This is a genomic window from Silanimonas sp., assembly GCF_044377035.1.
Taxonomy (GTDB): domain Bacteria; phylum Pseudomonadota; class Gammaproteobacteria; order Xanthomonadales; family Xanthomonadaceae; genus Silanimonas.
The window spans coordinates 1-22,220 of record NZ_JBILJW010000027.1 but is presented as its reverse complement, the minus strand read 5'-3'; the positions used below and the strand labels follow the sequence as shown (position 1 = coordinate 22,220).

The following is a 22,220-nucleotide window of genomic DNA, read 5'->3' as shown; positions in this document are numbered from 1 at the left end:
ATCGCGCGGCAAAGCCGCGCGATGCGTCAGAGCGGACCGAAGAAGCGCGTTTCCTCGGCCACGGTCGTCTCGCCGTCCAGCGTCGCCACTTCGAGCGTGACGTCGACGCGTCCCGTGACCGCGCCGGCAGGGGCCTTCAGCGCGATGCCCACGCTGCGCACCTCGCCCGGCCCGACGCCGATCGCGCCGGGATCGGCGGCCAGCGCGACGCCCTGCGGAGCCTCGACCACGCGGATGCGATACGCGGCGGCCGCTTCCGACTTGTTGATGAGACGCAGCGTGTAGCCGTTCTCGATGCTGCCATCCATGTTGGTGCGGTAAAGCGCGTTGCGGTCGCGCAGCACGTCGACGATCAGCGGGCTGCGGGTGGCGATGCCGACCGCGATGCCCGTGCCGATCGCCGCCAGCAGGGCTGCATACACCCAGACGCGCGCGCGCAAGATCTTCGTCGGCTTGCCGTCGACGGCGTTCTGGCTGGTGTAGCGGACGAGGCCGGTCGGGTAGCCGATCTTCGCCATCACCTCGTCGCAAGCGTCGATGCAGGCGCCGCAGGCGATGCACTCGTACTGCAGGCCGTTTCGGATGTCGATGCCGGTGGGGCAGACCTGCACGCACATGGTGCAGTCGATGCAGTCGCCCAGCGCTTCGCCGGCGGGCTTTTCGCGCTCGTCCACGTGGATGGCCGCGTCGACGATCGAGGTCGTGCCGCGCGCGCCGGCAGCGAGGTCGGCGGCACTCTTGTGGCGCGCGAACCAAGCCACCCAACTGTCGGCGTCGTCCTTGCCGATCAGGCCGCGGGCGCGCTCCAGCACGCTGGCGAGGCTGCCCTTCTTGCGTGGTCCGCGCGGCTCGCCGCGGCGCTCGTCGTAGGCGATGATGAGGGTGTTGCGATCGAACATCGCACTCTGGAATCGAGCGTACGGGCACATGTACTTGCAGACCTGCTCACGCAGGAAGCCGGCATTGCCCCAGGTGGCAAGGCCGTAGAACAGCGTCCAGAAGGTCTCGTAGCCGCCCCACTCGAAGGGCACGAGGCGCGCGCCGAGGTCGCGGATCGGCGTGAAGTAACCGACGAAAGTGAACCCGGTCCACAGCGCGAACACGGCCCACAGCAGGTGTTTCGAGCCCTTGCGCAGCAGTTTGTCGCGCGACCACGGCGCGGCGTCGAGCTTCATGCGCTTGGCGCGGTCGCCCTCGGTCCAGCGCTCCATCCAGATGAAGACTTCCGTCCACACGGTCTGCGGGCAGGCGTAGCCGCACCACAGGCGCCCGGCGAGCGCGGTGAAGAAGAACAGCGAGAGCCCCGCCATCACCAGCAGCAGGGCGAGGAAGATGAAATCCTGCGGCCAGAACACGAGGCCGAACACGTGGAACTTGCGCGCCGGCAGGTCCCAGAGCACGGCCTGCTGCCCGTCGAGGTTCATCCAGGCAACCCCGTAGAACAGGCCCAGCAGCACGAACACGGCGAGGTGGCGCAAGCGCTGGAAGTGGCCGGAGACCTCGCGCGGATAGACCTTGGCCTCCGAGACGTACATCGCGCCGTCGTCGACGACCTTCAGCGGAAGGGGCTTGCCCATGGTTTCAGTCCTTGAGCGGGCCGTTGAAGCGGCTGGCGGGGCGCAGCAGGATCCAGGTGAACAGGCTCGAACTCGCCGTCGCCGCCCAGAACATGAAAAAACAGATCGTGTAGCCGATGCCACGCCCGATCTCGTGGTCGAGATCGGGGAAGCTGATGTCGCGCAGGTCGAGCGGGTCGACGAAGGCGAAGAACACCATCGTCATCACGCCGGCGGCGAAGAACGACGGCCAGAGGATCGCGCCGAGCCGCTGGGTCCAGCTCCTTTGCGGATGGTCGATGCGCGGGCCGTCGTCCATCGTCGTCTCAGCCTTCCGCGCCGGTGGCCGGTGCCGCGGCCGGATCCGTGGCCGTCGCTGCGTCCGTGCCCAGTTCCCCCGGAGCGGCCTCCACCGGGGCCGGTGCGGCGGCGGGTGCTGCAGCAAGCACGGGTTCACCGCTCAGCGAATGCACGTAGGCGGCCACCAGGCGGACGCGGTCCGCACCCAGCACCGGTTCGAAGGCCGGCATCTGGCCGTTGCGGCCCTTGATGATGCCTTCGCGGATCGTGGCGAGGTCCGGTGCGTACAGCCAATCGGCGTCGGTGAGGTTGGGAGCGCCGAGGGCCGGATTGCCCTTGCCTTCGGTGCCGTGGCAGGCGGCGCAGACGAGGTCGAACTTTGCCTTGCCGACCGAGGCCAGCGCCGGATCGACGGTGGTTCCGGAGAGCGACTGCACGTAGGTGGCGACCGCGGTCACCGCGGCATCGTCGCCGATCGCCGCGCCGAGGGCGGGCATCACGCCCATGCGGCCATGGGTGATGGTGGCCAGCATCGTCGCTTCGTCCTTGCCGTACAGCCAGGCCGTATCGGTGAGGTTCGGGAAGCCGCGCGCACCGCGGGCATCCGAGCCGTGGCACTGCGCGCAGTTGTTGGCGAACAGGTTGCGGCCCACGGCCAGCGCTTCGGACGAGGCCGCGATCTCGGCGATCGGCATCGTCGCGAACTGCGAATAGCGCTCCGCGAACGCCGCGTCGGCCTTGGCCTTCTCGGCGTCGTGCTGCTTCTGCGAGCTCCAGCCGAACGAGCCCTCGGCCTTGCCGAAGCCCGGATAAACGACGAAGTAGCCGATGGTGAAGGCGATCGTCAGGTAGAACAGGTTGATCCACCAGCGCGGCAGTGGCTTGTTGTACTCGGTGATGTTGCCGTCCCAGACATGGCCGGTGGTTTCACCGGTGGGCAGGCTGGTGTTGCGTTGCTTCGAGGTGTACCAGAGCAGCCAGACGCAACCGACGAGGTTGAGGATGATCAGGGCGATCAGGAACCAGGACCAGAAGTCGCTCACGGGCGGGCCTCCTCGGTGTTGTCATCAAGGGGAATGCGGGCCATCCGTTCGAAGTCGGAGGCGCGGCGTACGGCGAAGAGCCAGAAGCAGCCGCCGAGGAAGGCGGCCAGGAGGATGGCGGTGACGGTACCGGCGATCATGTCAACCTCGCGGAGCGTGCTTGCCGAGGCCCTGGAGGTAGGCCACGAGCGCATCGAGTTCCGACTTGCCTTCGACGGCCGCCGCGGCGCCCTGCAGGTCTTCGTCGGTGTAGGGATGGCCGAGCGTGCGCAGCGCGGCGAGGTTCGCCGTGATCGCGGCGCCGTCGACCGGCGTTTCGGCCAGCCACGGGTAGGCCGGCATGTTCGATTCCGGCACCACGGCGCGAGGATCGAGCAGGTGCACGCGATGCCAGTCGTCGGAGTAACGGCCGCCCACGCGGGCGAGGTCGGGGCCGGTGCGCTTGCTGCCCCACTGGAAGGGGCGGTCGTACACCGATTCCCCGGCCAAGGAGTAGTGGCCGTAGCGCTCGGTCTCGAAGCGCAGGGTGCGCACCATCTGCGAGTGGCAGTTGTAGCAACCCTCGCGGATGTAGACGTCGAAACCAGCCTGTTCGAGGGCGGGGCGGGGCTTCATGCCCGGCAGGGGTTCCACCTGCTCGGCGCTGTACATCAGCGGGACGATCTCGGCGAGGCCGCCGAAGCTGATCGCGACGGCGATCAGCACGCCCATCAGGCCCACGTTGCGTTCGATCTTGTCATGGCTCATCGCAGCGACTCCTTAGGCGTGGGCCGGTTCGAGGACGGGGTGCTCGACCGCGCCGCGCGAGGCCTGCAGGGTCTTCCAGACGTTGATGACCATCAGCACCATGCCGACGATCACCAGCACGCCACCCGTCAATCGGATGAGGTAATAGGGGTAGGTGAACTTGACGATCTCGATCCAGGCGTAGGTCAGCGTGCCGTCGACGTTCGCCGCGCGGCTCATCAGGCCCTGGCCGATGCCCGAGACCCACATCGAGGCGGCGTAGAGCACCACGCCGATGGTGTGCGTCCAGAAGTGCGCGTCGATCAGCTTGGTCGAGGCCATTTCCTTCAGGCCGAGGCACTTCGGGATCAGCATGTAGATGGCGCCGATGGAGATCATCGCGACCCATCCCAGCGCGCCGGAATGCACGTGGCCGATGGTCCAATCGCTGTAGTGCGAGAGGGCATTGACCGACTTGATCGACATCATCGGGCCCTCGAAGGTGCTCATCATGTAGAACGACAGCGACACGATGAGGAACTTCAGGATCGGGTCGGTGCGCAGCAGGTGCCACACGCCCGAGAGGGTCATGATGCCGTTGATCGCACCGCCCCAGCTCGGGGCCAGCAGCACCAGCGAGAACACCATGCCAACGCTCTGAGCCCAGTCCGGGATCGCCGTGTACTGCAGGTGGTGCGGGCCCGCCCACATGTAGATGGCGATCAGCGCCCAGAAGTGGACGATCGACAGCCGGTAGCTGTAGATCGGCCGGCCGGCGCGCTTCGGGACGAAGTAGTACATCATCCCGAGGAAGCCGGCGGTCAGGAAGAAGCCCACCGCGTTATGGCCGTACCACCACTGCACCATCGCGTCGACGGCGCCCGAGTAGATCGGGTAGCTGTGCACGGCCGAGGTCGGCAGGGCCAGTGAGTTGACGATGTGCAGCACCGCGACGGCGATGATGAAGGCGCCGTAGAACCAGTTCGCCACGTAGATGTGGCTGACGCGGCGCTTCACGATCGTGCCGAAGAAGAGCACCGCATAGGCCACCCAGACCACCGCGATGGCGATATCGATCGGCCACACCAGCTCGGCGTACTCCTTGCCCTGGGTGAGGCCCAGCGGCAATGAGACGGCGGCAGCGACGATGATCGCCTGCCAGCCCCAGAACACGAAGCTCGCGAGCTTGTCGGAGAGCAGGCGCACGTGGCAGGTGCGCTGCACCACGTAGAGCGAGGTGGCGAACAGCGCGCTGCCGCCGAACGCGAAGATCACGGCGTTCGTGTGCAGCGGCCGCAGCCGGCCGAAGCTCAGCCAGGCGGTGTCGAAGTTCAGCGCAGGCCAGTAGAGCTGGGCTGCCAGCAGGACGCCGACGGCCATGCCGACAACGCCCCAGATCACGGTGGCCAGTGAGAACTGGAGGACGACCCGGTCGTTGTAGGTCGCGGGTGGGGCTTCTGGGTGCCGGGTGGGCGCGGACGCGCTCATGGGAGGCCTCTTCTGGGAAGTGAGGCCAGTGTGAGTGTCGGCAGGATGCGACCGATTGACGCTGGTCAAAACCCCGGACCCTGGCGCGGGAGGCGTCGAGCGGCGGTGGGGCTGCGCAATCGACCGGCCGCGGCAGCAAATTCCGGGGGCATTCAGGATTCACAAGGAAATCCAAGACCCTTTAGTGCCAAGGCTTAACTGTTTCAGGGTGAAACCGTTGCTTGCAGCAACCAATGTGACAGCGTTTCTTCCGTTTGGTGACGAAAACGTGACCTGCTTCACCGCACGTCCCCGTCACGACTCTCCCGCGACTTCCCTGTCCCGGCTGGCCCTCCCGGTCCGCCATGGGTCGGTCTGGTCGATGGGGGCGGCCCGCAGAACGCGCCAGCGCGTCGGGGCCGGCAACTGGCGCAGGGACGCCAAGGGCCTCGGCCCGACCTTCCGTTCGTTCAATTCGACCAGGGGAAACATCACGTGAATCGCAAGTCCTTCAAGCCCCACGCCCTCGCTGCCGCGCTGATCGTCGCGATGGCGCCGATTGGTGCTGCCGTCGCCGCCGATGGCGCGCGCATCGTCAACAAGGCCGCCATCGAGTCCGGCGCCGAGTTCTCGGGCTTCATCGTCAAGTTCCGCGACGGCACCGCCCAGCGCGCCAATGCGGCCATGGTCGCGCGTTCGCTTCAGGGGGCGAACGCGGTGATGGCCAAGTCGTCGCGCGGCGCCGCCGGCCTGCGCCACTTCCGCCGCATGAGCCTCGGTGCCGACGTCATCCGCGCCAGCCGCGCGCTGACCTCGGCCGAAGCCGTGCAGGCCATGCAGCAGCTGGCCGCCATGCCGGGCGTCGAGTACGTCGAGCCGGATCTGATCATGCACCCGGCGCTGACGCCGAACGACACCCGCTACAACGAGCAGTGGGGCTTCTTCGACGCCGACGCCGGCATCCGCGCCAACACGGCGTGGGACGTCGCTACCGGCACCGGCATCATCGTCGCCGTGCTCGACACGGGACAGGCCACGCACAGCGACATCACCGGCAACCTCGTCGCCGGCTACGACTTCATCACCAGCACCACGGTCTCGGGCGACGGCAACGGCCGCGACTCCGATCCGTCGGACCCGGGTGATTTCTCGGGCGGCCAGAACTCCAGCTGGCACGGCACGCACGTGGCCGGTACGGTCGCCGCGCGCACCAACAACGGTGCTGGCGTTGCAGGTACCGCCTTTAACGCGAAGGTGATGCCGGTCCGCGTGCTCGGTCGCGGCGGTGGCTCCACGTCGGACATCGCCGACGCGATCATCTGGGCCTCGGGCGGCACGGTTTCGGGCGTTCCCTCGCTCTCGGCCTCGCAGAAGGCGCATGTGATCAACATGTCGCTGGGCGGCTCGGGCGCCTGCGGTACGACCACCCAGAACGCCATCAACGGCGCCGTCTCGCGCGGCACCACGGTCGTTGTCGCCGCGGGCAACAGCAACGCGAACGCGTCGGGCTTCACCCCGGCGAGCTGCGCCAACGTGATCAACGTCGCCTCGGTGACCAGCGCCTCGGCCCGTTCGAGCTTCTCGAACTACGGCACGCTGATCGACGTCTCCGCCCCCGGTTCGAGCATCCTCTCGACGCTCAATGCCGGCACCACCACGCCGGGCGCCGAGAGCTACGCCAGCTACAGCGGCACCTCGATGGCTTCCCCGCACGTCGCCGGCACGGTGGCCCTCGTGCAGAGCCGCCGCCTTGCCCTCGGCCTGCCGCTCTACACCCCGGCGGAAGTCGAGTCGCTGCTGAAGACCACGGCCTACGCCTTGGCCGGAGCGTGCTCCGGCGGCTGCGGCGCGGGCATCATCGATGCCAAGCGTGCGGTCGATGCCGCGGGTGGCGGCGGTGGCGGCGGCGGAACGCCCCCGACCACGCAGACCTACGCCAACGAAGCGGATTTCTCGATCCGCGACAACACCACGATCAATTCGCCGATCACGGTATCGGGCCGCACGGGCGCCGCGCCGTCCAACGCATCGGTGTCGGTGGACATCGCCCACACCTACCGCGGCGACCTGCTGGTCCAGCTGGTCGCGCCGGACGGTTCGCTGTACACGATCTCGAATCGTGCGGGTGGCAGCGCGGACAACCTGATCGGCACCTACACGATCAACCTGTCCTCGGAGCAGCTCAACGGCACCTGGAACCTGCGCGTCAACGACAACGCCGCCGGCGACATCGGCACGCTGCGTCGCTGGACGATCACGTTCTAAAGGCCTCCAGGGGAGCGACGGCGGGTCCGGGCTCCGGCCCGGGCCCGACGGCGTCACCCCAGCCTTGCATCAGCAAGAAGCCCGCGCCTCAAAGGTGCGGGCTTCTTCGTTGTGGCCTCATCCGATGGCTTCGAAGCGGTTCGCGGCCACGTTCTTGCGCACCTTGAAGGGGTCCCACACGCGGCCGTTCATGGCGATGTACACGCCAGGCGGCATCGACTGCACCGCGCCGACCGCGCAGCCGACGTTGAACTCGGTGTCGGAGCCGCGGAAGCGCGCGGGGCTCAGCGCGCCCGTCAGCACGATGGTCTTGCCGAGGTCGGCGAGCACCTTCGCCGTCTCGACCATGGTGTCGGTGCCGTGCGTGATCAGCACGTGCTTCTGCGGCTGCGCTGCGATCAGCGTGCGCACCATCTGGCGGTCGTCGTCGCTGATGTGCAGGCTGTCCTTGCGCAGCGCCGGGATGACGGTGAATCGGAAGGCCACGCCAAGCTCGCGCAGGATGTTGCCGATCTGCGGTTCGCCGACCTGGTAGTCCGACTTGTCGTCGAAGTAGACCTTGTCGATCGTGCCGCCGGTGGTGACGATCAGCAGTTCGTCCATCGCGGTGCTCCGTGGGCGTGAGGGGGCGGCAGTTTACTGCGCGTCCGGGCCGGCGGCTGCGGCGGTGTCGGACTCCGCGGCCTTCAGGCGCCGTGCCGCCGCCCGGGCCTGCAGCCCGCGCCAGCTGGCCGCGACGACCATTCCCACCGAGAGCAGCGTCTCCACCCAGGCCAGTGCGGTCACCGCCGGGTTGCTCCAGAGTTCCATGACGCCGTGCGAGAAGTAGAGCAGGGCGGCCACGCCGCCCCAGAATCCGGCACTCGGGCGGCGGAACAGCGCCAACAGCACGGCCGGCAGGATCGGCAGGCTCATCACCACGACGACGAAGACCGGCGGCAGCCAGGTGGAAGGCGCCAGCCACAGGTGCCAGACCGGCTGCAGCAGGGCCAGCGCGAGGATCCACGGCAGCGGTCGGAGCAGGGCGTTCATCGGTTCGGGTCTCGTCAGTGGGGCGTTGCAGTGGAGGCGTTCAGCCGAGGCGTCGGGCGACATCGGCGAGCCGGCGGCCGAGGGCCTGCGCCAGCGCCTTCTCGTCGTCGCTCAGGGTGGCGTCGTCGCTGGCGCCGGCGACATGGCTGGCGCCGTAGGGCGTGCCGCCGCTTCGCGTGCTGGACAGGGCCGCCTCGGAGAAGGGCAGGCCGACGATCAGGCAGCCGTGGTGCAGCAGCGGGAGATGCATGGAGAGCAGGGTGGATTCCTGTCCGCCGTGCATCGAGGCGGTCGAGGTGAACACGGCGGCCGGCTTGCCGACCAGGGCGCCCGAGGCCCACTCCGCCCCTGTGGTGTCGAGGAAGTGCTTCATCGGCGCGGCCATGTTGCCGAAGCGCGTCGGACTGCCGAGCGCGAGCCCGGCGCATTCGGCCAGATCGGCCTTGGTGACGTAGGGCGCGCCGTCCTCGGGGACCGGCGGGCTGGCCGTGGTGGTGGTCGGCGCGACCGGGGGCACGGTGCGCAGCCGCGCCGCCATGCCCTCGACCGATTCGATGCCGCGCGCGATCTGCCGCGCCAGCGCAGCCACCGAGCCACCGCGGCTGTAGTAGAGGACGAGCACGTCGGCCATGGTGGCTCCGGGCGGGAAGGGCGGGCGCGAAGGCTAACGCATCGCGGGTGCTCGCTGGCGTGAGGCGCGATCGCCGCCCGCCGCGCTAGTCTTCGGCCCATGACCTGGCTTGCCGTCCTCCAACGCTGGTGGGATCGCCTCGATCGCGACCTCAGCACCACGTTCTTCCGTTTCCTCGCCCGGCGCTTCGTCGACGACCGCTGCTTCGAGTCGGCAGGCGCACTCTCCTACACGACGGTCTTCGCCCTGGTGCCGCTTTCGGCGGTGGTCTTCGCCATCCTTGCGGCCTTCCCGGTGTTCGACGCCTGGACGCAGGCGCTGGTCGACTTCGTGTTCCAGAACTTCGTGCCCGAAGCCGCCTCGGCGGTGGCCGACACCCTCCGCCAGCTCGCGGGCAGCGCCCGCCAACTCAGCTTGAAGGGCCTCGTCGCGCTGCTGGTGTCGGTGCTGCTGGTGATGCTGGCCATCGAGCAGACCTTCGACCGCATCTGGCGCGTGCCGCAGCCGCGGCCGACGCTGTGGCGGCTCGTCGTCTACTGGACGCTGCTGACGCTCGGTGCCGTGCTGGCGGCCTCCAGCCTCGCCGTCAGCACCTGGCTGTTCGCGCTGCCGGCCTTCGCCAAGGCGAACGCCACGCTGGGCCAGCAGGCCCTCGGCGCGATGCCCTTCGTGGTCGCCTTCATCGTGTTCACCGCGGCCTACCGGTTGATTCCGAACCGGCCTGTGCCACTGCGCTTCGCGCTGGCTGGCGCGTTGTTGGCCGCCGTGTTGTTCGAGAGCGCCAAGCACGGCTTCGCGTGGTACCTGCGCAACACCAATTTCGAGCAGCTGTATGGCGCGCTGGCGGTCATTCCGATTTTCCTCGTCTGGGTGTGGCTGAGCTGGCTGGTCGTGCTGCTGGGCGCCTCGCTCGCGGCTTCGCTGGGCGCCTTCCGCTACCAGCCGCGTCACCAGCGCCTGCCGGCCGGGGCCGAGCTCTACGCCTGCCTGCGCCTGCTGGCCCGGCTGGAGGAGAGCCGCCGCCACGGTCGCGGCCTCGACGCCGAGGCGCTGCGCGCGCTGGAGCCGGCGCTCACCGACGACCTTTGCCAGCGCCTGCTGGGCGGATTGGCCGAACACCACATCGTGCAGCGCGGTGAGAGCGGGGCGTGGCTGCCGGTGCGCGACCTGTCGACGGTGACGCTGGAAGACCTGCACGAGCGTCTCGGCCTGCGCCTGCCGCCGGCTGACTGCACGCTGCCGGGCGCGGAGGACGCCATCGGCCGGGCCGCGTTGGCGGCGCTCCGCCACCTGCGACAGCCTCTCGACACTGCCCTCAGGCATCCTCTCTCCGATTTCCTCCTTCCCGAACCGGACGCCCCGTGATGCCTTTCCGCCCCGCCTTCGCCCGCCCCGCGCTTGTCGCCGCCCTCGCTGTCGCGCTCGCCGCCTGTGGGCCCTCCGAGTCGGTGTCGCCGGATGCCGGCCCGGTCGAGGCCGCCACGCCGATCGGTGAGGCCGCGCCTGCCGAAGCCGCGCCCACGCCGGCGCCCGCGCCTTCGGCACCGGCCGACGCTGCGAAGCCCACGCATCCCGCGCTCGCCGTCGATACCGTCGACGACGGTCGCTTCGATCTCGCCGCACAGCGCGGCCAGTGGGTGGTGGTGAACTTCTGGGCGACCTGGTGCGCGCCCTGCCTGAAGGAGATCCCCGACCTGAATGCGCTGGATGCGAAGCGCGAGGATCTCGTCGTCATCGGCCTCGCCTACGAGGAAATCACCCCCGAGGCGATGCGCGCCTTCTACATCGAGAAGGTGAAGCCGGAGTACCCCGTCGCCATCGTCGACGTGTACAACCCGCCGGCCGATTTCGACACCCCGCGCGGCCTGCCGTTCACCGTGCTGGTCGCGCCCGACGGCACCGTCGGCCACAAGTTCCTTGGCCCCGTCACCGGCGACGAGATCGAAGCAAAGATCAGCGAGGTTTCCGCGGCTTCGACGTCGGTGGGCGAGGCCGCGTCGACGCCGGCGTGACCGGCGCCTCCGATTCCGACGAGTCCGTGATCGGCGGCAGGGTGACGTAGCGCTCCGCTAGGGGCTTGCCGGCCAGCTTCGGCAACTTCAGCGCGCGGTCGTCCGGCGCCTGCCACGGCAGGCCGCCCAGCCAGTGGCGGATCATCGTCAGCCGGCCGCGGCGCTGGTCGTTGAAGTCCACCAGATTCCACGGCGCGTGCGCGGTGTGCGTGGCGGCGAGCATCGCCTCGCGCGTCTTGGTGTACTCGGCGTACTTCTCGCGCGCCTGCAGGTCGATCGGCGAGAGCTTGTAGCGCTTCAGCGGGTCCTGGGCGCGTTCGGCGAAGCGTTCCTCCTGCTTCGCCTGGTCGACGCCCAGCCAGTACTTGGCGATGCGGATGCCGTCGTCGACGAGCAGCTTCTCGAACACCGGCACCTGCTCGAGGAACGCGCGGTACTGCGCATCGGTGCAGAAGCCCATCACCTTCTCGACGCCGGCCCGGTTGTACCAGCTGCGGTCCATCAGCACGATCTCGCCGGCCGCGGGCAGGTGCGTGACGTAGCGCTGGAAATACCATTGCCCGCGCTCGGTCTCGGTGGGTTTGTTGAGCGCGACGACGCGGCAGTGGCGCGGGTTCAGGGTTTCGGCGATGGCGTGAATCACGCCGCCCTTCCCGGCGGTGTCGCGACCTTCGACGATCACCAGCAGGCGCTGGCCGGTGGCGGCCACCCAGCGCTCCGCTTCGGAAAGCGCGAGCTGCAGCGGCGCGAGGCGCTCGAGGTAATCCTTCTTCCTCAGCTTGCCGTTGCCGCTTTCGGTCGCGGTGCCGGTATCGGTGCGTTTGGCCGCCGCCTTGGTCTTCGCCATCCGCCGACCTTAGCGCGGCCCCGGCCGGGCCGCATCGCGGGGTCGGGGACGGCAGGGGCTCAGGCCGCCTCGGTCAGCAGCTTGAGCTCGTCGGCCTGGGCTTCCTGCGCCAGGCGCTGCACCAATTCGTCGAGGTCGCCTTCGATGATCGTCGGCAGTGCGTAGAGCGTCAGCCCTTCGACGCGGTGGTCGGTGACGCGGCCCTGCGGGAAGTTCCAGGTGCGGATGCGCGCGCTGCGGTCGCCGCTGCCCACCTGGAGGCGCCGCGAGGCGGCGGTGGCGGCCTGCTGTGCGGCTACCTGCTGCTCGTACAGGGCCGACTTCAGCCGCTGCATGGCCTTGTCGCGGTTGGCGTGCTGGCTGCGCTCGGTCTGGCACTCCACCACGAGGCCGCTCGGCACGTGGGTGATGCGGATGGCCGATTCCGTCTTGTTGACGTGCTGGCCGCCGGCGCCCGAGCTGCGGAAGGTGTCGACCTTCAGATCCACCGGGTTGATGACGACTTCCGCGACATCCTCGAGTTCGGGGAGGATCGCCACCGTCGCCGCCGAGGTGTGGATGCGGCCCTGCGCTTCCGTCTCGGGCACGCGCTGCACGCGATGCGTGCCGGATTCGTACTTCAGCTTGGAATACGCACCGCGGCCTTCGACACGCGCGACGATTTCCTTGAAGCCGCCGTGCTCACCGGGGTTGGCGCTCTGCACCTCGACGCGCCAGCCCTGCCGTTCGGCAAAGCGGGCGTACATGCGGAACAGGTCGCCGGCGAAAATCGCCGCTTCATCGCCGCCGGTGCCGGCGCGGATCTCGAGGAACAGGTTGCCCTCGTCGCGCGGGTCCTTCGGCACCAGCAGCAGGGTGAGCTCATCGTCGAGCGCGGCGAGCGCCTCGCGGATGGTCGGCAGTTCGTCCTCGGCCATGGCGCGGAGGTCGGGGTCGGCCAGCATGGCCTCGGCTTCGCGCCGGTCGGCCTGCAGCGCGGCCTCGCGCGACAGCGCGTCGGCCACCGGCTGCAGCTGGGAGAACTCACGGGACAGCGCGCGGAACTTCGCGTTGTCGGCGATCACCGAGGGCTCGGCGAGCAGGCGCCCCACCTCTTCATGGCGCTCGGCAAGCGCCAGCAGCTTGCGACGCAGTCCCGGGCTCATGCGGGGTCGCTGGGGGCGGAGGGCGAGCCGTCGGCTGCGAAGAGTTTCGCCGCGGCGGCCAGCGTGGCCGCATCGCCATCCAGCGCCGCCTGCCTCAGCGCCGTCGAGGGCGCATGCAGCAGCTGGTTGGTGAGCTGGTGCGCGAGGCGCTCCATCACCGCCTCGGCCGGTTCGCCGGCGGCCAGCCGCTCGCGCGCCTTGGCCAGCGCATCGGCCTTTGCCAGCTCGGCGGTGCGGCGCAGCGCACGCAGGCTGTCCTGCTGGCCCTGCGCCCGCCACCAGGCCATGAAGTGCTCGACCGACAAGTCGATGATCGCTTCGGCCTGCTCGGCGGCCGCCTGCCTCGAAGCCTTGCTTTCGCTGATGACCTGCTCGAGGTCGTCGACGGTGTAGAGGTAGACGTTCGCCAGCGCCGCTACGCTCGCCTCGATGTCGCGCGGCACGGCGAGGTCGAGCAGGAACATCGGGCGCTGGCGGCGGGCCTTCAGCGCGTCGCGCACGTCGGCGGCGCGCAGCACAGGCTCGCGCGCGGCGGTCGCGGAGATCACCACGTCGGCTTCGGGCAGGTGGCGCGGCAGTTCGGAGAGGGGCAGGGCGTAGCCACCCACCCGGGAGGCCAGCGCCTGCGCGTGCTCCAGCGTGCGGTTGGCGATCAGCAGGCGCTTGGCTTCGGCGTTGACGAGGTGCTTGGCGGCGAGCTCGATGGTGTCGCCGGCGCCGACCAGCAGCACGGTGGCGCGGTCGAGCTCGGCGAACACCTGCCGCACGAGCCGCACGCCCGCGTAGGCGACGGACACCGGGTGCGCGCCGATGCGGGTGTCGGTGCGCACGCGCTTGGCCACCGCGAAGCTCTGCTGGAACAGGCGGTCGAGCGGGGTGCGCAGGCTGCCGGCACCGCGCGCCTGCTGCCAGGCGTCCTTCACCTGGCCGAGGATCTGCGGTTCGCCCAGCACCAGCGAATCGAGGCCGGTCGCCACGCGGAACAGGTGCCGCACCGCGGCATCGCCCTCGTGGGTGTAGAGGTAGGTGGCCAGCGCGTCGGTGGCGAGGCCGTTGCGGCCGGCCAACCAGTCGACGACCGCCGGCACGCGGCCCTCGTCGATGCGCGCGTAGATCTCGGTGCGGTTGCAGGTGCTGACCAGCGCCGCTTCCTCGACTCCCTCGACCTGCTGGAGCTGCCGCAGCGTCTCGGCCATCTGCGCTTCGCCCACGGCCACCTTCTCGCGCACCTCGACGGGCGCGGTCTGGTGGTTCACTCCGAGGGCGATCAAGGGCATGGCGGGCGCGGAAGCGGGCGCAGGGCGGTGACGGGGCGTTATTCTAGCGGCCCCGCTTGGAGTCCCGATGAATCGCCGTTCCTGGAGTCCGTTCGCGCTGCCCCTTGCCGCGCTGTTGTCGTTCGGACCCGTGGCCTCGTCACCGTCCCGGGCGGCCGCGATGCCGCCTGAAGTGCTCGAAGCCCTGCTCGCGGCCGAATTCGCCCGCGTTGGTGGCGATGCTGAGGCCACCGCGGCGCATGCGCTGGTGGCGGCACAGGCTTCGTCCGACGCCGCGCTGGCCGAGCGCGCGGTCGAGTCCGCGCTCGAGGCGGGCGACACCTTCCGCGCCGCTGCAGCGCTCGAGCGCTGGACGCTGCTGCAGCCGCAGTCGGCGCGCCGCGATGCGCTGGCCCTGCGCTTCCACATCGTGCAAGGCGACGACGACCGTGCGGTGGAGACCGCGCTCCGACTGCTGGGCGACGAATCGAACCTCGCCGTCCTCGTCGCCGGCCTGGAGGCGCCGTATCCCGACCAGGGCGTCATCGCCCGCGCGGTGCTGCGCGCCCTGCTGGTCGAGCCGGGCTTCCCGCAGCGCCTTGACGCCTGGCTGGCCATGGCCGGATTGGCCCAACGGCTCGGCGACGGCACGCTCTCGGCGCAGTGGGTCGACGCGCTCGTGCGGCGCTTTCCCGCCGATCCCCGCGCGGGGCTGCTACGGGCAGAGCGCCTGACCCAGCGCGGCGAGCGCGAGGCCGCCCGTGCCGAAGTGCGGCTGGTGCTCTCGCGCGGCGACCTGCCGGCCGAGCAACGCCGCATCGCCGCCGAGGCCCTGGCCGTGCTGGGTGACCCCGAGGGAGCCGCGGCGGCCATGGCGCAAGGCCCGCAGGATGCGCGTTCGATGACGCTGCGCTCCACCTGGTTGGCCCGTGCTGGCGATCTGGAAGGATTGCGGCTGCTGTTCAACGAGGCCGAGGCGCTTGCCGCGAGCCGCTTTGCCCCCGAGCCCGCGCTGGCCCTGCTGTTGGGCGAACTCGCCGAACGCCTGCAGGACTGGCCCGCCGCGGAGCGCTGGTACCGCCGTCTCGACCAAGGCGAAGCCCGCGATCGCGCCCGGCTGCGGCTGGGCGTGGTGCTGGCCCGGCAGTCCCGCTTCGACGACAGCGTCGCCGCGCTGCGTGAACTGCAGGGCGATGACAGCGCCGATGGCGCCATCCGCCGTGACGCCTTCATCGCCGAAGCCGACCAGTGGGAATCCCGCCGTCGCCGTCCGGAGGCCGAGTCGGCGCTGACCCGAGGCCTCGCCGTGCTGGAGGACGACCCCGGCCTGCGCGTGGCCCGGGCCCGCGTGGCCCGCAATGCCAGCAAGCCGGCCGAGGCCGAAGCCGACCTGCGCGCCGTGCTCGCGCGTGACCCGCGGCATGCGCCGGCCCTGCGCGCGCTCGGCAGCCTGATGCTGGCCCGGGGTCAGCCGGCCGCGGCCGAGCCGCTGCTCGCCAGTGCGTGGGCGGTTGAGGCCGGTGGCCCCACGGCCGCCGCTTGGGGCGAAGCCCTGTGGCTGCTCGGGCGCACCGCCGAGGCCCGCGCGGCTTGGCAGCGCGGCCGCCAGCTCGACCCCTCGGACCCGGTGCTCGCGGATACCTTGGAGCGCTTCGGCCAATGATCGGTCGCGCGCTCGTTCTCCTGCTCGTCTTGCTCGCCACCGGCTGCGCCACGCAGCGCGGGGTCGGTCCGTCGCCCGTGGCCGGGGAGGGGGGTGCACCCGCCCTGGCCGTGGCGCCGCCAACGGACTCCCCCGAAGCCTTCGCCGCGCTCGCCGCCCGTGACGCCCAGTTGCGCGATGCCGCTGGCTGGGCGCTGACCGGCCGACTCGCCGTGGCCCGCGGGAACGACGGTGGGACGCTCAACGTGCAGTGGATGCAGACGGGTGCCTCGTTCGACATCCGCCTCAGTGCTCCGGTGACCGGCAGGCAGTGGCGCCTGTCCGGGAGCGCCGACGGCGCCACCCTCGAGGGCTTGGGCGAAGGCATCCGGCAAGGACCGGACGCCGAGTCCCTGCTGCTCGAGGCCACCGGCTGGCGCCTGCCGATCCGCCAGATGCCCGACTGGGTGCGCGGCCTGCGCGGCCCGGGGCCGGTCGCGGGCCTGTCGGTCGATGCGGAGGGGCGCCCCGTGGGCTTCCGGCAGGACACCTGGACCCTGTCGTACCGCGACTGGTGGCCCGGCGACCCGCCCCTGCCGCGGCGCGTCTTCGCCGAAGCGGACGGGGCGTCGGTCCGGCTGGTCGTCAGCGAGTGGAAGGCGCGTCCCGAATGACGGCCCCGCCCGACGACCGCCCCGGCTGGCGGGCCTTTCCGGCCCCCGCCAAGCTGAACCTGTTCCTCGCCATCACGGGGCGACGGGCCGACGGCTACCACGACCTCCAGACGGTGTTCCAACTGCTGGACTGGGGCGACACGGTCTGGATTCGTCCGCGCGACGATGCCCGCATCGAGCGGATCGGCGCCCCGGCCTACGCGCCGGACCCGGCGAAGGACCTGGTCATCCGCGCGGCGGAGCGGTTGCGTTCCGTGGCGATCAGTGCCGAAAAGGCGGAATTTGTGGCCAAAGGCGTCGACATCGTCGTCGAAAAGCGTGTTCCTGTGGGTGGAGGCTTCGGCGGCGGCTCGTCCGATGCGGCCACCGTGCTGGTCGCCCTTGATCAGCTCTGGGGCCTGGGTCTCGGCGTCGACCGCCTCGCGGCGCTGGGCCTGGCGCTCGGCGCCGACGTTCCGGTGTTCGTGCGCGGCCACAGCGGGTGGGCCGAGGGGGTGGGCGAGGCCCTCACCCCGATGGCCTTGGGTGAGCGTCATTACCTCGTCGCCGATTCCGGGGTTTCGGTCCCGACGGCTGAACTCTTCCAAGCCCCTGATTTGAAGCGGGATGCGCCCCCCGCTACAATCGCCGACTTCCTTTCCGGGACGATCCACGGCAACGCCTTCGAGCCGGTGCTGCGCCAGCGCGCGCCGCTCGTGTCGAAGCTGCTGGATCGTCTGGAGGCATTCGGGGATGCGCGGCTCACCGGTACCGGGGGCGGCTGCTTCGTCGAACTGCCTTCGCGGGCCGAGGCCGAAGCCGCGCAGCGCCAGCTGTCGGCCGAGGGCTGGGATTGCCGGGCCTGCGTCGGCGTCGATCGTTCTCCCCTCGGGGCGGCGCTCGTCGGCTGAGCGCGACAGACACACAGGGGCGTCGCCAAGTGGCCCAAGGCACCGGGTTTTGATCCCGGCATTCGTAGGTTCGAATCCTACCGCCCCTGCCACACCGATCCGCCCGGCCACACCTTCCCGGAGCCCAAGCGATGCGCAAGCAAAACCTGCTGCTGTTCACCGGCAATGCGAACCGCCCGCTGGCCCTCTCGGTGTGCCGCGAGCTCGGCGTGCCGCTGGGCAAGGCCCTCGTGGGCCGCTTCTCCGACGGCGAAGTGCAGGTCGAGATCGAAGAGAACGTCCGCGGCCAGGACGTCTTCGTGCTGCAGCCCACCAATGCGCCGACGGCCGAGAACCTGATGGAACTGCTGGTGCTGGTCGACGCGCTGAAGCGCGCGTCGGTCAACAGCGTCACCGCGGTGGTGCCGTACTTCGGCTACGCCCGCCAGGACCGCCGGCCGCGCTCGGCGCGCGTGCCGATCACCGCGAAGGTCGCGGCCAAGATGTTCGGCGCCGTCGGCACCGATCGCCTGCTCACCGTCGACCTGCACGCCGACCAGATCCAGGGCTTCTTCGACCTCCCGGTCGACAACGTCTACTCCTCGCCGCTGCTGCTGGCCGACATCTGGCGCACGCACGGCACCGAGAACCTGATCGTCGTCTCGCCGGACGTCGGCGGCGTGGTCCGCGCGCGCAGCATCGCCAAGCGCCTCGACGACGCCGACCTCGCGATCATCGACAAGCGCCGTCCGCGCGCCAACGTCGCCACGGTGATGAACATCATCGGCGACGTGGCCGACAAGACCTGCGTCCTCGTCGACGATATCGTCGACACCGCCGGCACGCTCTGCGCCGCGGCTGCCGCGCTGAAGGCGCAGGGCGCCCGCAAGGTCGTCGCCTACTGCACCCATCCGGTGCTGTCCGGCGCGGCCATCAGCAACGTCACCAACAGCCAGCTCGACGAGCTGGTCGTCACCGACACCATCCCGCTGTCGGAGACCGCGCGCCTGTGCCCGCGGATCCGCCAGCTCAGCGTCGCCGAACTGCTCGCCGAGACCATTCGCCGCATCGCCTTCGGCGAATCGGTCTCCGAGCTCTACGTCGACTGACCCATCCGCCGCGCCGGGCCTGCCCGTCGCGGTTGCTGCACCACTGCCCTGGTCGCGGGGCAGTGTCCCAACCGCCGCGAGGCGGTCACTTCCAAGCAAGGCAACACGAACATGGCTATCCACATCATCAACGCCACCAGCCGCAAGGACGAGGGTAAGGGTGCGAGCCGCCGCCTCCGTCTCACCGGCCAGGTCCCGGCGATCGTCTACGGCGCCAACGCCAACCCGGAATCGATCCAGCTCAACCACGAGAAGCTCTGGCTGATCCAGCAGAACGAGTGGTTCTACGCCTCGATCCTCGACCTCGACGTCGACGGCAAGGTGCAGAAGGTGCTGCTGCGTGACATGCAGCGCCATCCGTACAAGCAGATCGTCATGCACATCGACTTCCAGCGCATCGACGAGAACGCGCCGATCCGCTTCAAGGTGCCGCTGCACTTCGTGAACCAGGAAACCTCGCCGGCCGGCAAGACGGCGGGCGTCGTCATCACCCACGAGCTGAACGACGTCGAAGTCTCGGCCCTGCCGAAGGACCTGCCGGAGTTCATCGAAGTCGACCTGTCGGCCCTGACCCTCGGCGACATCGTCCACCTGTCGGCGCTCAAGCTGCCGGCCGGCGTGACGATCCCCGAGCTGAAGCTGGGCAAGGAGCACGACCTCGCCGTCGTGATCGCCAAGCAGGCCCGTGCGGTCGAGGAAGAGATCGTTGCCGCCCCGGCTGCCGAAGTGCCGAGCACCAAGTCGGCCAAGGCTGCTGCTGCCCCGGCCGCCGCCGCGCCGGCCAAGCCGAAGAAGAAGTGATCGTACCGTCCGTGGCGCCCTGACCGGGCGCCGCGGCGGGGTCAGCGATTACCGAATCAGCGATGGCTGGCTTGCGCCTCATTGTCGGGCTGGGGAATCCCGGTGCCGAATACGACCGGACCCGGCACAACGCCGGGTTCTGGTTTGTTGACGCCCTCGCGGAGCAGGCGAATGCCCGCTGGGGCCTGGATTCGAAGCTGCATGGCGAGATCGCGAAGGCCGAGGTCGCCGGGCACACGCTGTGGCTGCTCAAGCCCAGCACGTTCATGAACGCGTCGGGCCGCTCGGTGGCCGCGGCGCTGCGTTACTGGAAGATCGACCCCGCCGAATGCCTCGTCGCGCACGACGAGCTCGACCTCGCGCCCGGCGTCGCACGCCTGAAGTTCGACGGCGGCCACGGCGGCCAGAACGGTTTGCGCGACATCCATGCCCAGCTCGGGCATGGCAAGTACCACCGCCTGCGGGTCGGCATCGGCCACCCCGGCGACAAGACCAAAGTCACGCCCTGGGTGCTCGGACGCCCCGGTCGTGACGACGAGGCCGCCATCCGTGCCGCCCTCGACGACGCGCTGCGCGTGCTGCCTTTGGCGCTCGCCGGCGATTTCCCCGAGGCGATGAAGCGCCTCCACACCCCCGCCTCGCGCTGACCGCACCGCGGCCGCGCCACCTCGAACCGGAGTCACCATGGGCATCAAGTGCGGCATCGTCGGCCTGCCGAACGTCGGCAAGTCCACCCTCTTCAACGCGCTGACGAAGGCCGGCATCGCTGCCGAGAACTATCCGTTCTGCACGATCGAGCCGAACGTCGGCATCGTCGAAGTGCCGGACAAGCGCCTTGATGCGCTCTCCGCCATCGTCAAGCCGCAAAAGGTGCAGCCGGCCATCGTCGAGTTCGTCGACATCGCCGGCCTCGTCGCCGGCGCGAGCAAGGGCGAAGGCCTCGGCAACCAGTTCCTCGCGAACATCCGCGAGACCGACGCGATCGTGAACGTCGTGCGCTGCTTCGACGACGCCAACGTCGTGCACGTGTCCGGCCGCGTCGACCCCATCGCCGACATCGAAACCATCGTCACCGAGCTCGCCCTCGCCGACCTCGCCGCGGTCGAGAAGGCGATCCAGCGCGAAGGCAAGCGCGCGAAGTCCGGCGACAAGGACGCGCAGAAGCTGGTTGCCGTGCTGGAGCGCCTGATGCCGGTGCTCAACGAGGGCCGTCCCGCGCGCGCCATCGAGTTCAACGACGACGAGAAGCTGCTGCTGAAGCCGCTCTGCCTGCTCACCATCAAGCCAGCCATGTACGTCGGTAACGTGCTCGAGGACGGCTTCGAGAACAACCCGCACCTCGACCGCCTGCGCGAGTTCGCTTCGCGCGAAAGGGCGCCCGTCGTGGCGGTGTGCGCCAAGATCGAGGCCGAGCTCGCCGACCTCGACGACGCCGACAAGCAGGCCTTCCTCGAGGACCTCGGCTTCGAGGAGCCGGGCCTGAACCGCTTGATCCGCGCCGGCTACGACCTGCTCGGCCTGCAGACCTACTTCACCGCGGGCGTGAAGGAAGTCCGTGCTTGGACGATCCACAAGGGCGACACCGCCCCGAAGGCCGCCGGCGTGATCCACACCGATTTCGAGAAGGGCTTCATCCGCGCCCAGACCATCGCTTTCGACGACTATGTCGCCTACAAGGGCGAGCAGGGCGCCAAGGAAGTCGGCAAGCAGCGCGCCGAGGGCAAGGACTACGTCGTCAAGGATGGCGACGTCCTGAACTTCCTGTTCAACGTCTGAATCGGGGGCGGCGGGGCGGCGCGCGCGGCGGCTCTGGCGCGTTGACAAGCCGTCACGCCCTCGCCAGAATATGCGGCTCTGTCGGAGGAATACCCAAGCGGCCAACGGGGGCAGACTGTAAATCTGCTGGCTCACGCCTTCGGTGGTTCGAATCCACCTTCCTCCACCACTCCCGGCGCCCCGCGGCGACGAGGGTGGCAAGAACGGTCCAGCCTTCGGGCGGGAGTAGTTCAATGGTAGAACCTCAGCCTTCCAAGCTGATGGTGCGGGTTCGATTCCCGTCTCCCGCTCCATGGTTCCACCGGCAACACCAAAAAACTCGCTCACATAGCTCAGTCGGTAGAGCACTTCCTTGGTAAGGAAGAGGTCGCAGGTTCGATTCCTGTTGTGAGCACCATCCTACGAACCATCATCACCGGGTAGACGGCAATGGCAAAGGGCAAGTTCGAGCGCACCAAGCCTCACGTGAACGTGGGCACGATCGGTCACGTTGACCACGGCAAGACGACGCTGACGGCGGCGCTGACGAAGATTGGCGCAGAGCGTTTCGGTGGTGAGTTCAAGGCTTACGACCAGATCGACGCGGCTCCGGAAGAGAAGGCTCGCGGCATCACGATTTCGACGGCTCACGTGGAATACGAGTCGCCGAACCGCCACTACGCGCACGTTGACTGCCCGGGCCACGCGGACTACGTGAAGAACATGATCACGGGTGCGGCGCAGATGGACGGCGCGATTCTGGTGTGCTCGGCCGCTGACGGCCCGATGCCGCAGACGCGCGAGCACATCCTGCTGTCGCGCCAGGTCGGCGTGCCGTACATCGTGGTCTTCCTGAACAAGGCGGACATGGTGGACGACGCCGAGCTTCTCGACCTGGTCGAGATGGAAGTTCGCGAGCTGCTGTCGAAGTACGACTTCCCGGGCGACGACACGCCGATCATCAAGGGCTCGGCCCGTCTGGCGCTGGAAGGCGACCAGTCGGAGATCGGCGTCCCGGCGATCCTGAAGCTGGTCGAGGCGCTGGACACGTTCATTCCGGAGCCGCAGCGTGACGTTGACCGTCCGTTCC

General features: G+C 69.4%; 22 protein-coding genes, 4 tRNA genes and 1 pseudogene. 15 read left to right on the top strand and 12 right to left on the bottom strand.

Annotated features, from left to right (window positions below; translation table 11 throughout):
• Positions 1-26: 26 nt before the first annotated feature.
• Genes ACIQ6S_RS13000 through ccoN form a run of 6 tightly spaced genes read right to left on the bottom strand, consistent with a single transcriptional unit; the run spans position 27 to position 5,113 of the window.
• A complete protein-coding gene (locus tag ACIQ6S_RS13000) occupies positions 27-1,577 on the bottom strand; it encodes a 4Fe-4S dicluster domain-containing protein (protein ID WP_397608730.1) in 1,551 nt (516 codons plus the stop codon).
• 4 nt (positions 1,578-1,581) lie between these two features.
• Positions 1,582-1,875, bottom strand: a complete 294-nt coding sequence (locus tag ACIQ6S_RS12995; protein ID WP_297866212.1) for a hypothetical protein — start codon at positions 1,873-1,875, stop codon at positions 1,582-1,584.
• Positions 1,876-1,882: 7 nt separating this feature from the next.
• Positions 1,883-2,899 (bottom strand): cytochrome-c oxidase, cbb3-type subunit III, encoded by a 1,017-nt coding sequence (gene ccoP / locus ACIQ6S_RS12990; protein ID WP_397608729.1) that lies wholly within the window; start codon positions 2,897-2,899, stop codon positions 1,883-1,885.
• Positions 2,896-3,039, bottom strand: coding sequence for a cbb3-type cytochrome oxidase subunit 3 (locus ACIQ6S_RS12985; RefSeq protein ID WP_397573252.1), 144 nt, complete (start codon positions 3,037-3,039; stop codon positions 2,896-2,898). The genes ccoP and ACIQ6S_RS12985 overlap by 4 nt, the downstream gene beginning before the upstream one ends.
• Position 3,040: 1 nt before the next feature.
• Positions 3,041-3,646, bottom strand: coding sequence for a cytochrome-c oxidase, cbb3-type subunit II (ccoO, locus tag ACIQ6S_RS12980; RefSeq protein ID WP_397608728.1), 606 nt, complete (start codon positions 3,644-3,646; stop codon positions 3,041-3,043).
• A 12-nt stretch (positions 3,647-3,658) separates the two neighbouring features.
• Entirely contained in the window at positions 3,659-5,113 is a 1,455-nt protein-coding gene (gene ccoN, locus ACIQ6S_RS12975) for a cytochrome-c oxidase, cbb3-type subunit I (protein WP_397608727.1), read from the bottom strand.
• A 528-nt stretch (positions 5,114-5,641) separates the two neighbouring features.
• Here ccoN and ACIQ6S_RS12970 point away from each other — a divergent pair.
• Positions 5,642-7,357, top strand: coding sequence for a S8 family serine peptidase (locus tag ACIQ6S_RS12970; protein ID WP_397608736.1), 1,716 nt, complete (start codon positions 5,642-5,644; stop codon positions 7,355-7,357).
• A gap of 117 nt (positions 7,358-7,474) precedes the next feature.
• Here ACIQ6S_RS12970 and ACIQ6S_RS12965 read toward each other — a convergent pair whose 3' ends face one another.
• The 3 genes from ACIQ6S_RS12965 to wrbA are packed head-to-tail and all read right to left on the bottom strand — an operon-like array spanning position 7,475 to position 9,020.
• Positions 7,475-7,960, bottom strand: a complete 486-nt coding sequence (locus ACIQ6S_RS12965) for an asparaginase domain-containing protein (protein ID WP_397608726.1) — start codon at positions 7,958-7,960, stop codon at positions 7,475-7,477.
• A 33-nt stretch (positions 7,961-7,993) separates the two neighbouring features.
• Complete coding sequence (locus ACIQ6S_RS12960; protein ID WP_397608725.1) at positions 7,994-8,389, bottom strand: DUF2069 domain-containing protein; 396 nt, start codon at positions 8,387-8,389, stop codon at positions 7,994-7,996.
• A gap of 40 nt (positions 8,390-8,429) precedes the next feature.
• A complete protein-coding gene (gene wrbA / locus ACIQ6S_RS12955; RefSeq protein ID WP_397608724.1) occupies positions 8,430-9,020 on the bottom strand; it encodes an NAD(P)H:quinone oxidoreductase in 591 nt (196 codons plus the stop codon).
• Positions 9,021-9,119: 99 nt separating this feature from the next.
• On the opposite strand from wrbA, the gene ACIQ6S_RS12950 reads away from it, so the two are divergent.
• Positions 9,120-10,385: a YihY family inner membrane protein gene (locus ACIQ6S_RS12950; RefSeq protein WP_397608723.1), complete on the top strand. Its 1,266-nt coding sequence runs from the start codon at positions 9,120-9,122 to the stop codon at positions 10,383-10,385.
• Complete coding sequence (locus tag ACIQ6S_RS12945) at positions 10,385-11,032, top strand: TlpA family protein disulfide reductase (protein WP_397608722.1); 648 nt, start codon at positions 10,385-10,387, stop codon at positions 11,030-11,032. The genes ACIQ6S_RS12950 and ACIQ6S_RS12945 overlap by 1 nt, the downstream gene beginning before the upstream one ends.
• Positions 11,033-11,054: 22 nt before the next feature.
• Here the strand turns inward: ACIQ6S_RS12945 and ppk2 are convergent.
• From ppk2 to hemA, 3 genes and pseudogenes are all read right to left on the bottom strand, one after another.
• Positions 11,055-11,879 (bottom strand): annotated as a pseudogene (gene ppk2 / locus ACIQ6S_RS12940) (polyphosphate kinase 2); the annotation flags it as partial.
• 59 nt (positions 11,880-11,938) lie between these two features.
• Positions 11,939-13,024 (bottom strand): peptide chain release factor 1, encoded by a 1,086-nt coding sequence (gene prfA / locus ACIQ6S_RS12935; RefSeq protein WP_397608721.1) that lies wholly within the window; start codon positions 13,022-13,024, stop codon positions 11,939-11,941.
• Positions 13,021-14,301: a glutamyl-tRNA reductase gene (gene hemA, locus ACIQ6S_RS12930; RefSeq protein ID WP_397608720.1), complete on the bottom strand. Its 1,281-nt coding sequence runs from the start codon at positions 14,299-14,301 to the stop codon at positions 13,021-13,023. Before hemA ends, prfA begins: the two co-directional genes overlap by 4 nt.
• A 67-nt stretch (positions 14,302-14,368) precedes the next feature.
• Between hemA and ACIQ6S_RS12925 the strand changes: the two genes are divergently transcribed.
• The 12 genes from ACIQ6S_RS12925 to ACIQ6S_RS12870 all read left to right on the top strand — a co-directional run.
• Entirely contained in the window at positions 14,369-15,943 is a 1,575-nt protein-coding gene (locus tag ACIQ6S_RS12925; RefSeq protein ID WP_397608719.1) for a tetratricopeptide repeat protein, read from the top strand.
• On the top strand, positions 15,940-16,596 hold the full coding sequence (locus ACIQ6S_RS12920; protein WP_397608718.1) for an outer membrane lipoprotein LolB: 657 nt from the start codon (positions 15,940-15,942) through the stop codon (positions 16,594-16,596). Before ACIQ6S_RS12925 ends, ACIQ6S_RS12920 begins: the two co-directional genes overlap by 4 nt.
• Positions 16,593-17,486: a 4-(cytidine 5'-diphospho)-2-C-methyl-D-erythritol kinase gene (ispE, locus tag ACIQ6S_RS12915; protein ID WP_397608717.1), complete on the top strand. Its 894-nt coding sequence runs from the start codon at positions 16,593-16,595 to the stop codon at positions 17,484-17,486. Before ACIQ6S_RS12920 ends, ispE begins: the two co-directional genes overlap by 4 nt.
• A 15-nt stretch (positions 17,487-17,501) precedes the next feature.
• Positions 17,502-17,578: transfer RNA gene (locus ACIQ6S_RS12910), tRNA-Gln, on the top strand.
• 39 nt (positions 17,579-17,617) lie between these two features.
• Positions 17,618-18,574, top strand: a complete 957-nt coding sequence (locus ACIQ6S_RS12905) for a ribose-phosphate diphosphokinase (protein ID WP_397608716.1) — start codon at positions 17,618-17,620, stop codon at positions 18,572-18,574.
• Positions 18,575-18,685: 111 nt separating this feature from the next.
• Entirely contained in the window at positions 18,686-19,375 is a 690-nt protein-coding gene (locus tag ACIQ6S_RS12900; RefSeq protein ID WP_397608715.1) for a 50S ribosomal protein L25/general stress protein Ctc, read from the top strand.
• Between the two features lie 62 nt (positions 19,376-19,437).
• A complete protein-coding gene (gene pth, locus ACIQ6S_RS12895) occupies positions 19,438-20,022 on the top strand; it encodes an aminoacyl-tRNA hydrolase (RefSeq protein ID WP_397608714.1) in 585 nt (194 codons plus the stop codon).
• 37 nt (positions 20,023-20,059) lie between these two features.
• Positions 20,060-21,151, top strand: coding sequence for a redox-regulated ATPase YchF (ychF, locus tag ACIQ6S_RS12890; protein WP_397608713.1), 1,092 nt, complete (start codon positions 20,060-20,062; stop codon positions 21,149-21,151).
• Between the two features lie 83 nt (positions 21,152-21,234).
• A tRNA-Tyr gene (locus ACIQ6S_RS12885) sits at positions 21,235-21,320 on the top strand.
• Between the two features lie 50 nt (positions 21,321-21,370).
• Positions 21,371-21,444, top strand: a tRNA-Gly gene (locus ACIQ6S_RS12880).
• Between the two features lie 28 nt (positions 21,445-21,472).
• Positions 21,473-21,548, top strand: a tRNA-Thr gene (locus ACIQ6S_RS12875).
• 32 nt (positions 21,549-21,580) lie between these two features.
• Positions 21,581-22,220 (top strand): GTP-binding protein (locus ACIQ6S_RS12870; RefSeq protein ID WP_397608712.1); only part of this gene is annotated, 640 nt, incomplete at its 3' end.

Bases quoted from the DNA above. Each gene is read 5' to 3' on its own strand.
- ACIQ6S_RS12985 (WP_397573252.1), bottom strand. From the start codon at position 3,039: ATGATCGCCGGTACCGTCACCGCCATCCTCCTGGCCGCCTTCCTCGGC.
- ACIQ6S_RS12960 (WP_397608725.1), bottom strand. From the start codon at position 8,389: ATGAACGCCCTGCTCCGACCGCTGCCGTGGATCCTCGCGCTGGCCCTG.
- ACIQ6S_RS12950 (WP_397608723.1), top strand. From the start codon at position 9,120: ATGACCTGGCTTGCCGTCCTCCAACGCTGGTGGGATCGCCTCGATCGC.
- ACIQ6S_RS12970 (WP_397608736.1), top strand. From the start codon at position 5,642: ATGGCGCCGATTGGTGCTGCCGTCGCCGCCGATGGCGCGCGCATCGTC.
- pth (WP_397608714.1), top strand. From the start codon at position 19,438: ATGGCTGGCTTGCGCCTCATTGTCGGGCTGGGGAATCCCGGTGCCGAA.
- ACIQ6S_RS12995 (WP_297866212.1), bottom strand. From the start codon at position 1,875: ATGGACGACGGCCCGCGCATCGACCATCCGCAAAGGAGCTGGACCCAG.
- ychF (WP_397608713.1), top strand. From the start codon at position 20,060: ATGGGCATCAAGTGCGGCATCGTCGGCCTGCCGAACGTCGGCAAGTCC.
- ACIQ6S_RS12900 (WP_397608715.1), top strand. From the start codon at position 18,686: ATGGCTATCCACATCATCAACGCCACCAGCCGCAAGGACGAGGGTAAG.
- ccoO (WP_397608728.1), bottom strand. From the start codon at position 3,646: ATGAGCCATGACAAGATCGAACGCAACGTGGGCCTGATGGGCGTGCTG.
- ispE (WP_397608717.1), top strand. From the start codon at position 16,593: ATGACGGCCCCGCCCGACGACCGCCCCGGCTGGCGGGCCTTTCCGGCC.
- hemA (WP_397608720.1), bottom strand. From the start codon at position 14,301: ATGCCCTTGATCGCCCTCGGAGTGAACCACCAGACCGCGCCCGTCGAG.
- prfA (WP_397608721.1), bottom strand. From the start codon at position 13,024: ATGAGCCCGGGACTGCGTCGCAAGCTGCTGGCGCTTGCCGAGCGCCAT.
- ACIQ6S_RS12905 (WP_397608716.1), top strand. From the start codon at position 17,618: ATGCGCAAGCAAAACCTGCTGCTGTTCACCGGCAATGCGAACCGCCCG.
- ACIQ6S_RS13000 (WP_397608730.1), bottom strand. From the start codon at position 1,577: ATGGGCAAGCCCCTTCCGCTGAAGGTCGTCGACGACGGCGCGATGTAC.
- wrbA (WP_397608724.1), bottom strand. From the start codon at position 9,020: ATGGCCGACGTGCTCGTCCTCTACTACAGCCGCGGTGGCTCGGTGGCT.
- ACIQ6S_RS12965 (WP_397608726.1), bottom strand. From the start codon at position 7,960: ATGGACGAACTGCTGATCGTCACCACCGGCGGCACGATCGACAAGGTC.
- ACIQ6S_RS12925 (WP_397608719.1), top strand. From the start codon at position 14,369: ATGAATCGCCGTTCCTGGAGTCCGTTCGCGCTGCCCCTTGCCGCGCTG.
- ACIQ6S_RS12945 (WP_397608722.1), top strand. From the start codon at position 10,385: ATGCCTTTCCGCCCCGCCTTCGCCCGCCCCGCGCTTGTCGCCGCCCTC.
- ACIQ6S_RS12920 (WP_397608718.1), top strand. From the start codon at position 15,940: ATGATCGGTCGCGCGCTCGTTCTCCTGCTCGTCTTGCTCGCCACCGGC.
- ccoN (WP_397608727.1), bottom strand. From the start codon at position 5,113: ATGAGCGCGTCCGCGCCCACCCGGCACCCAGAAGCCCCACCCGCGACC.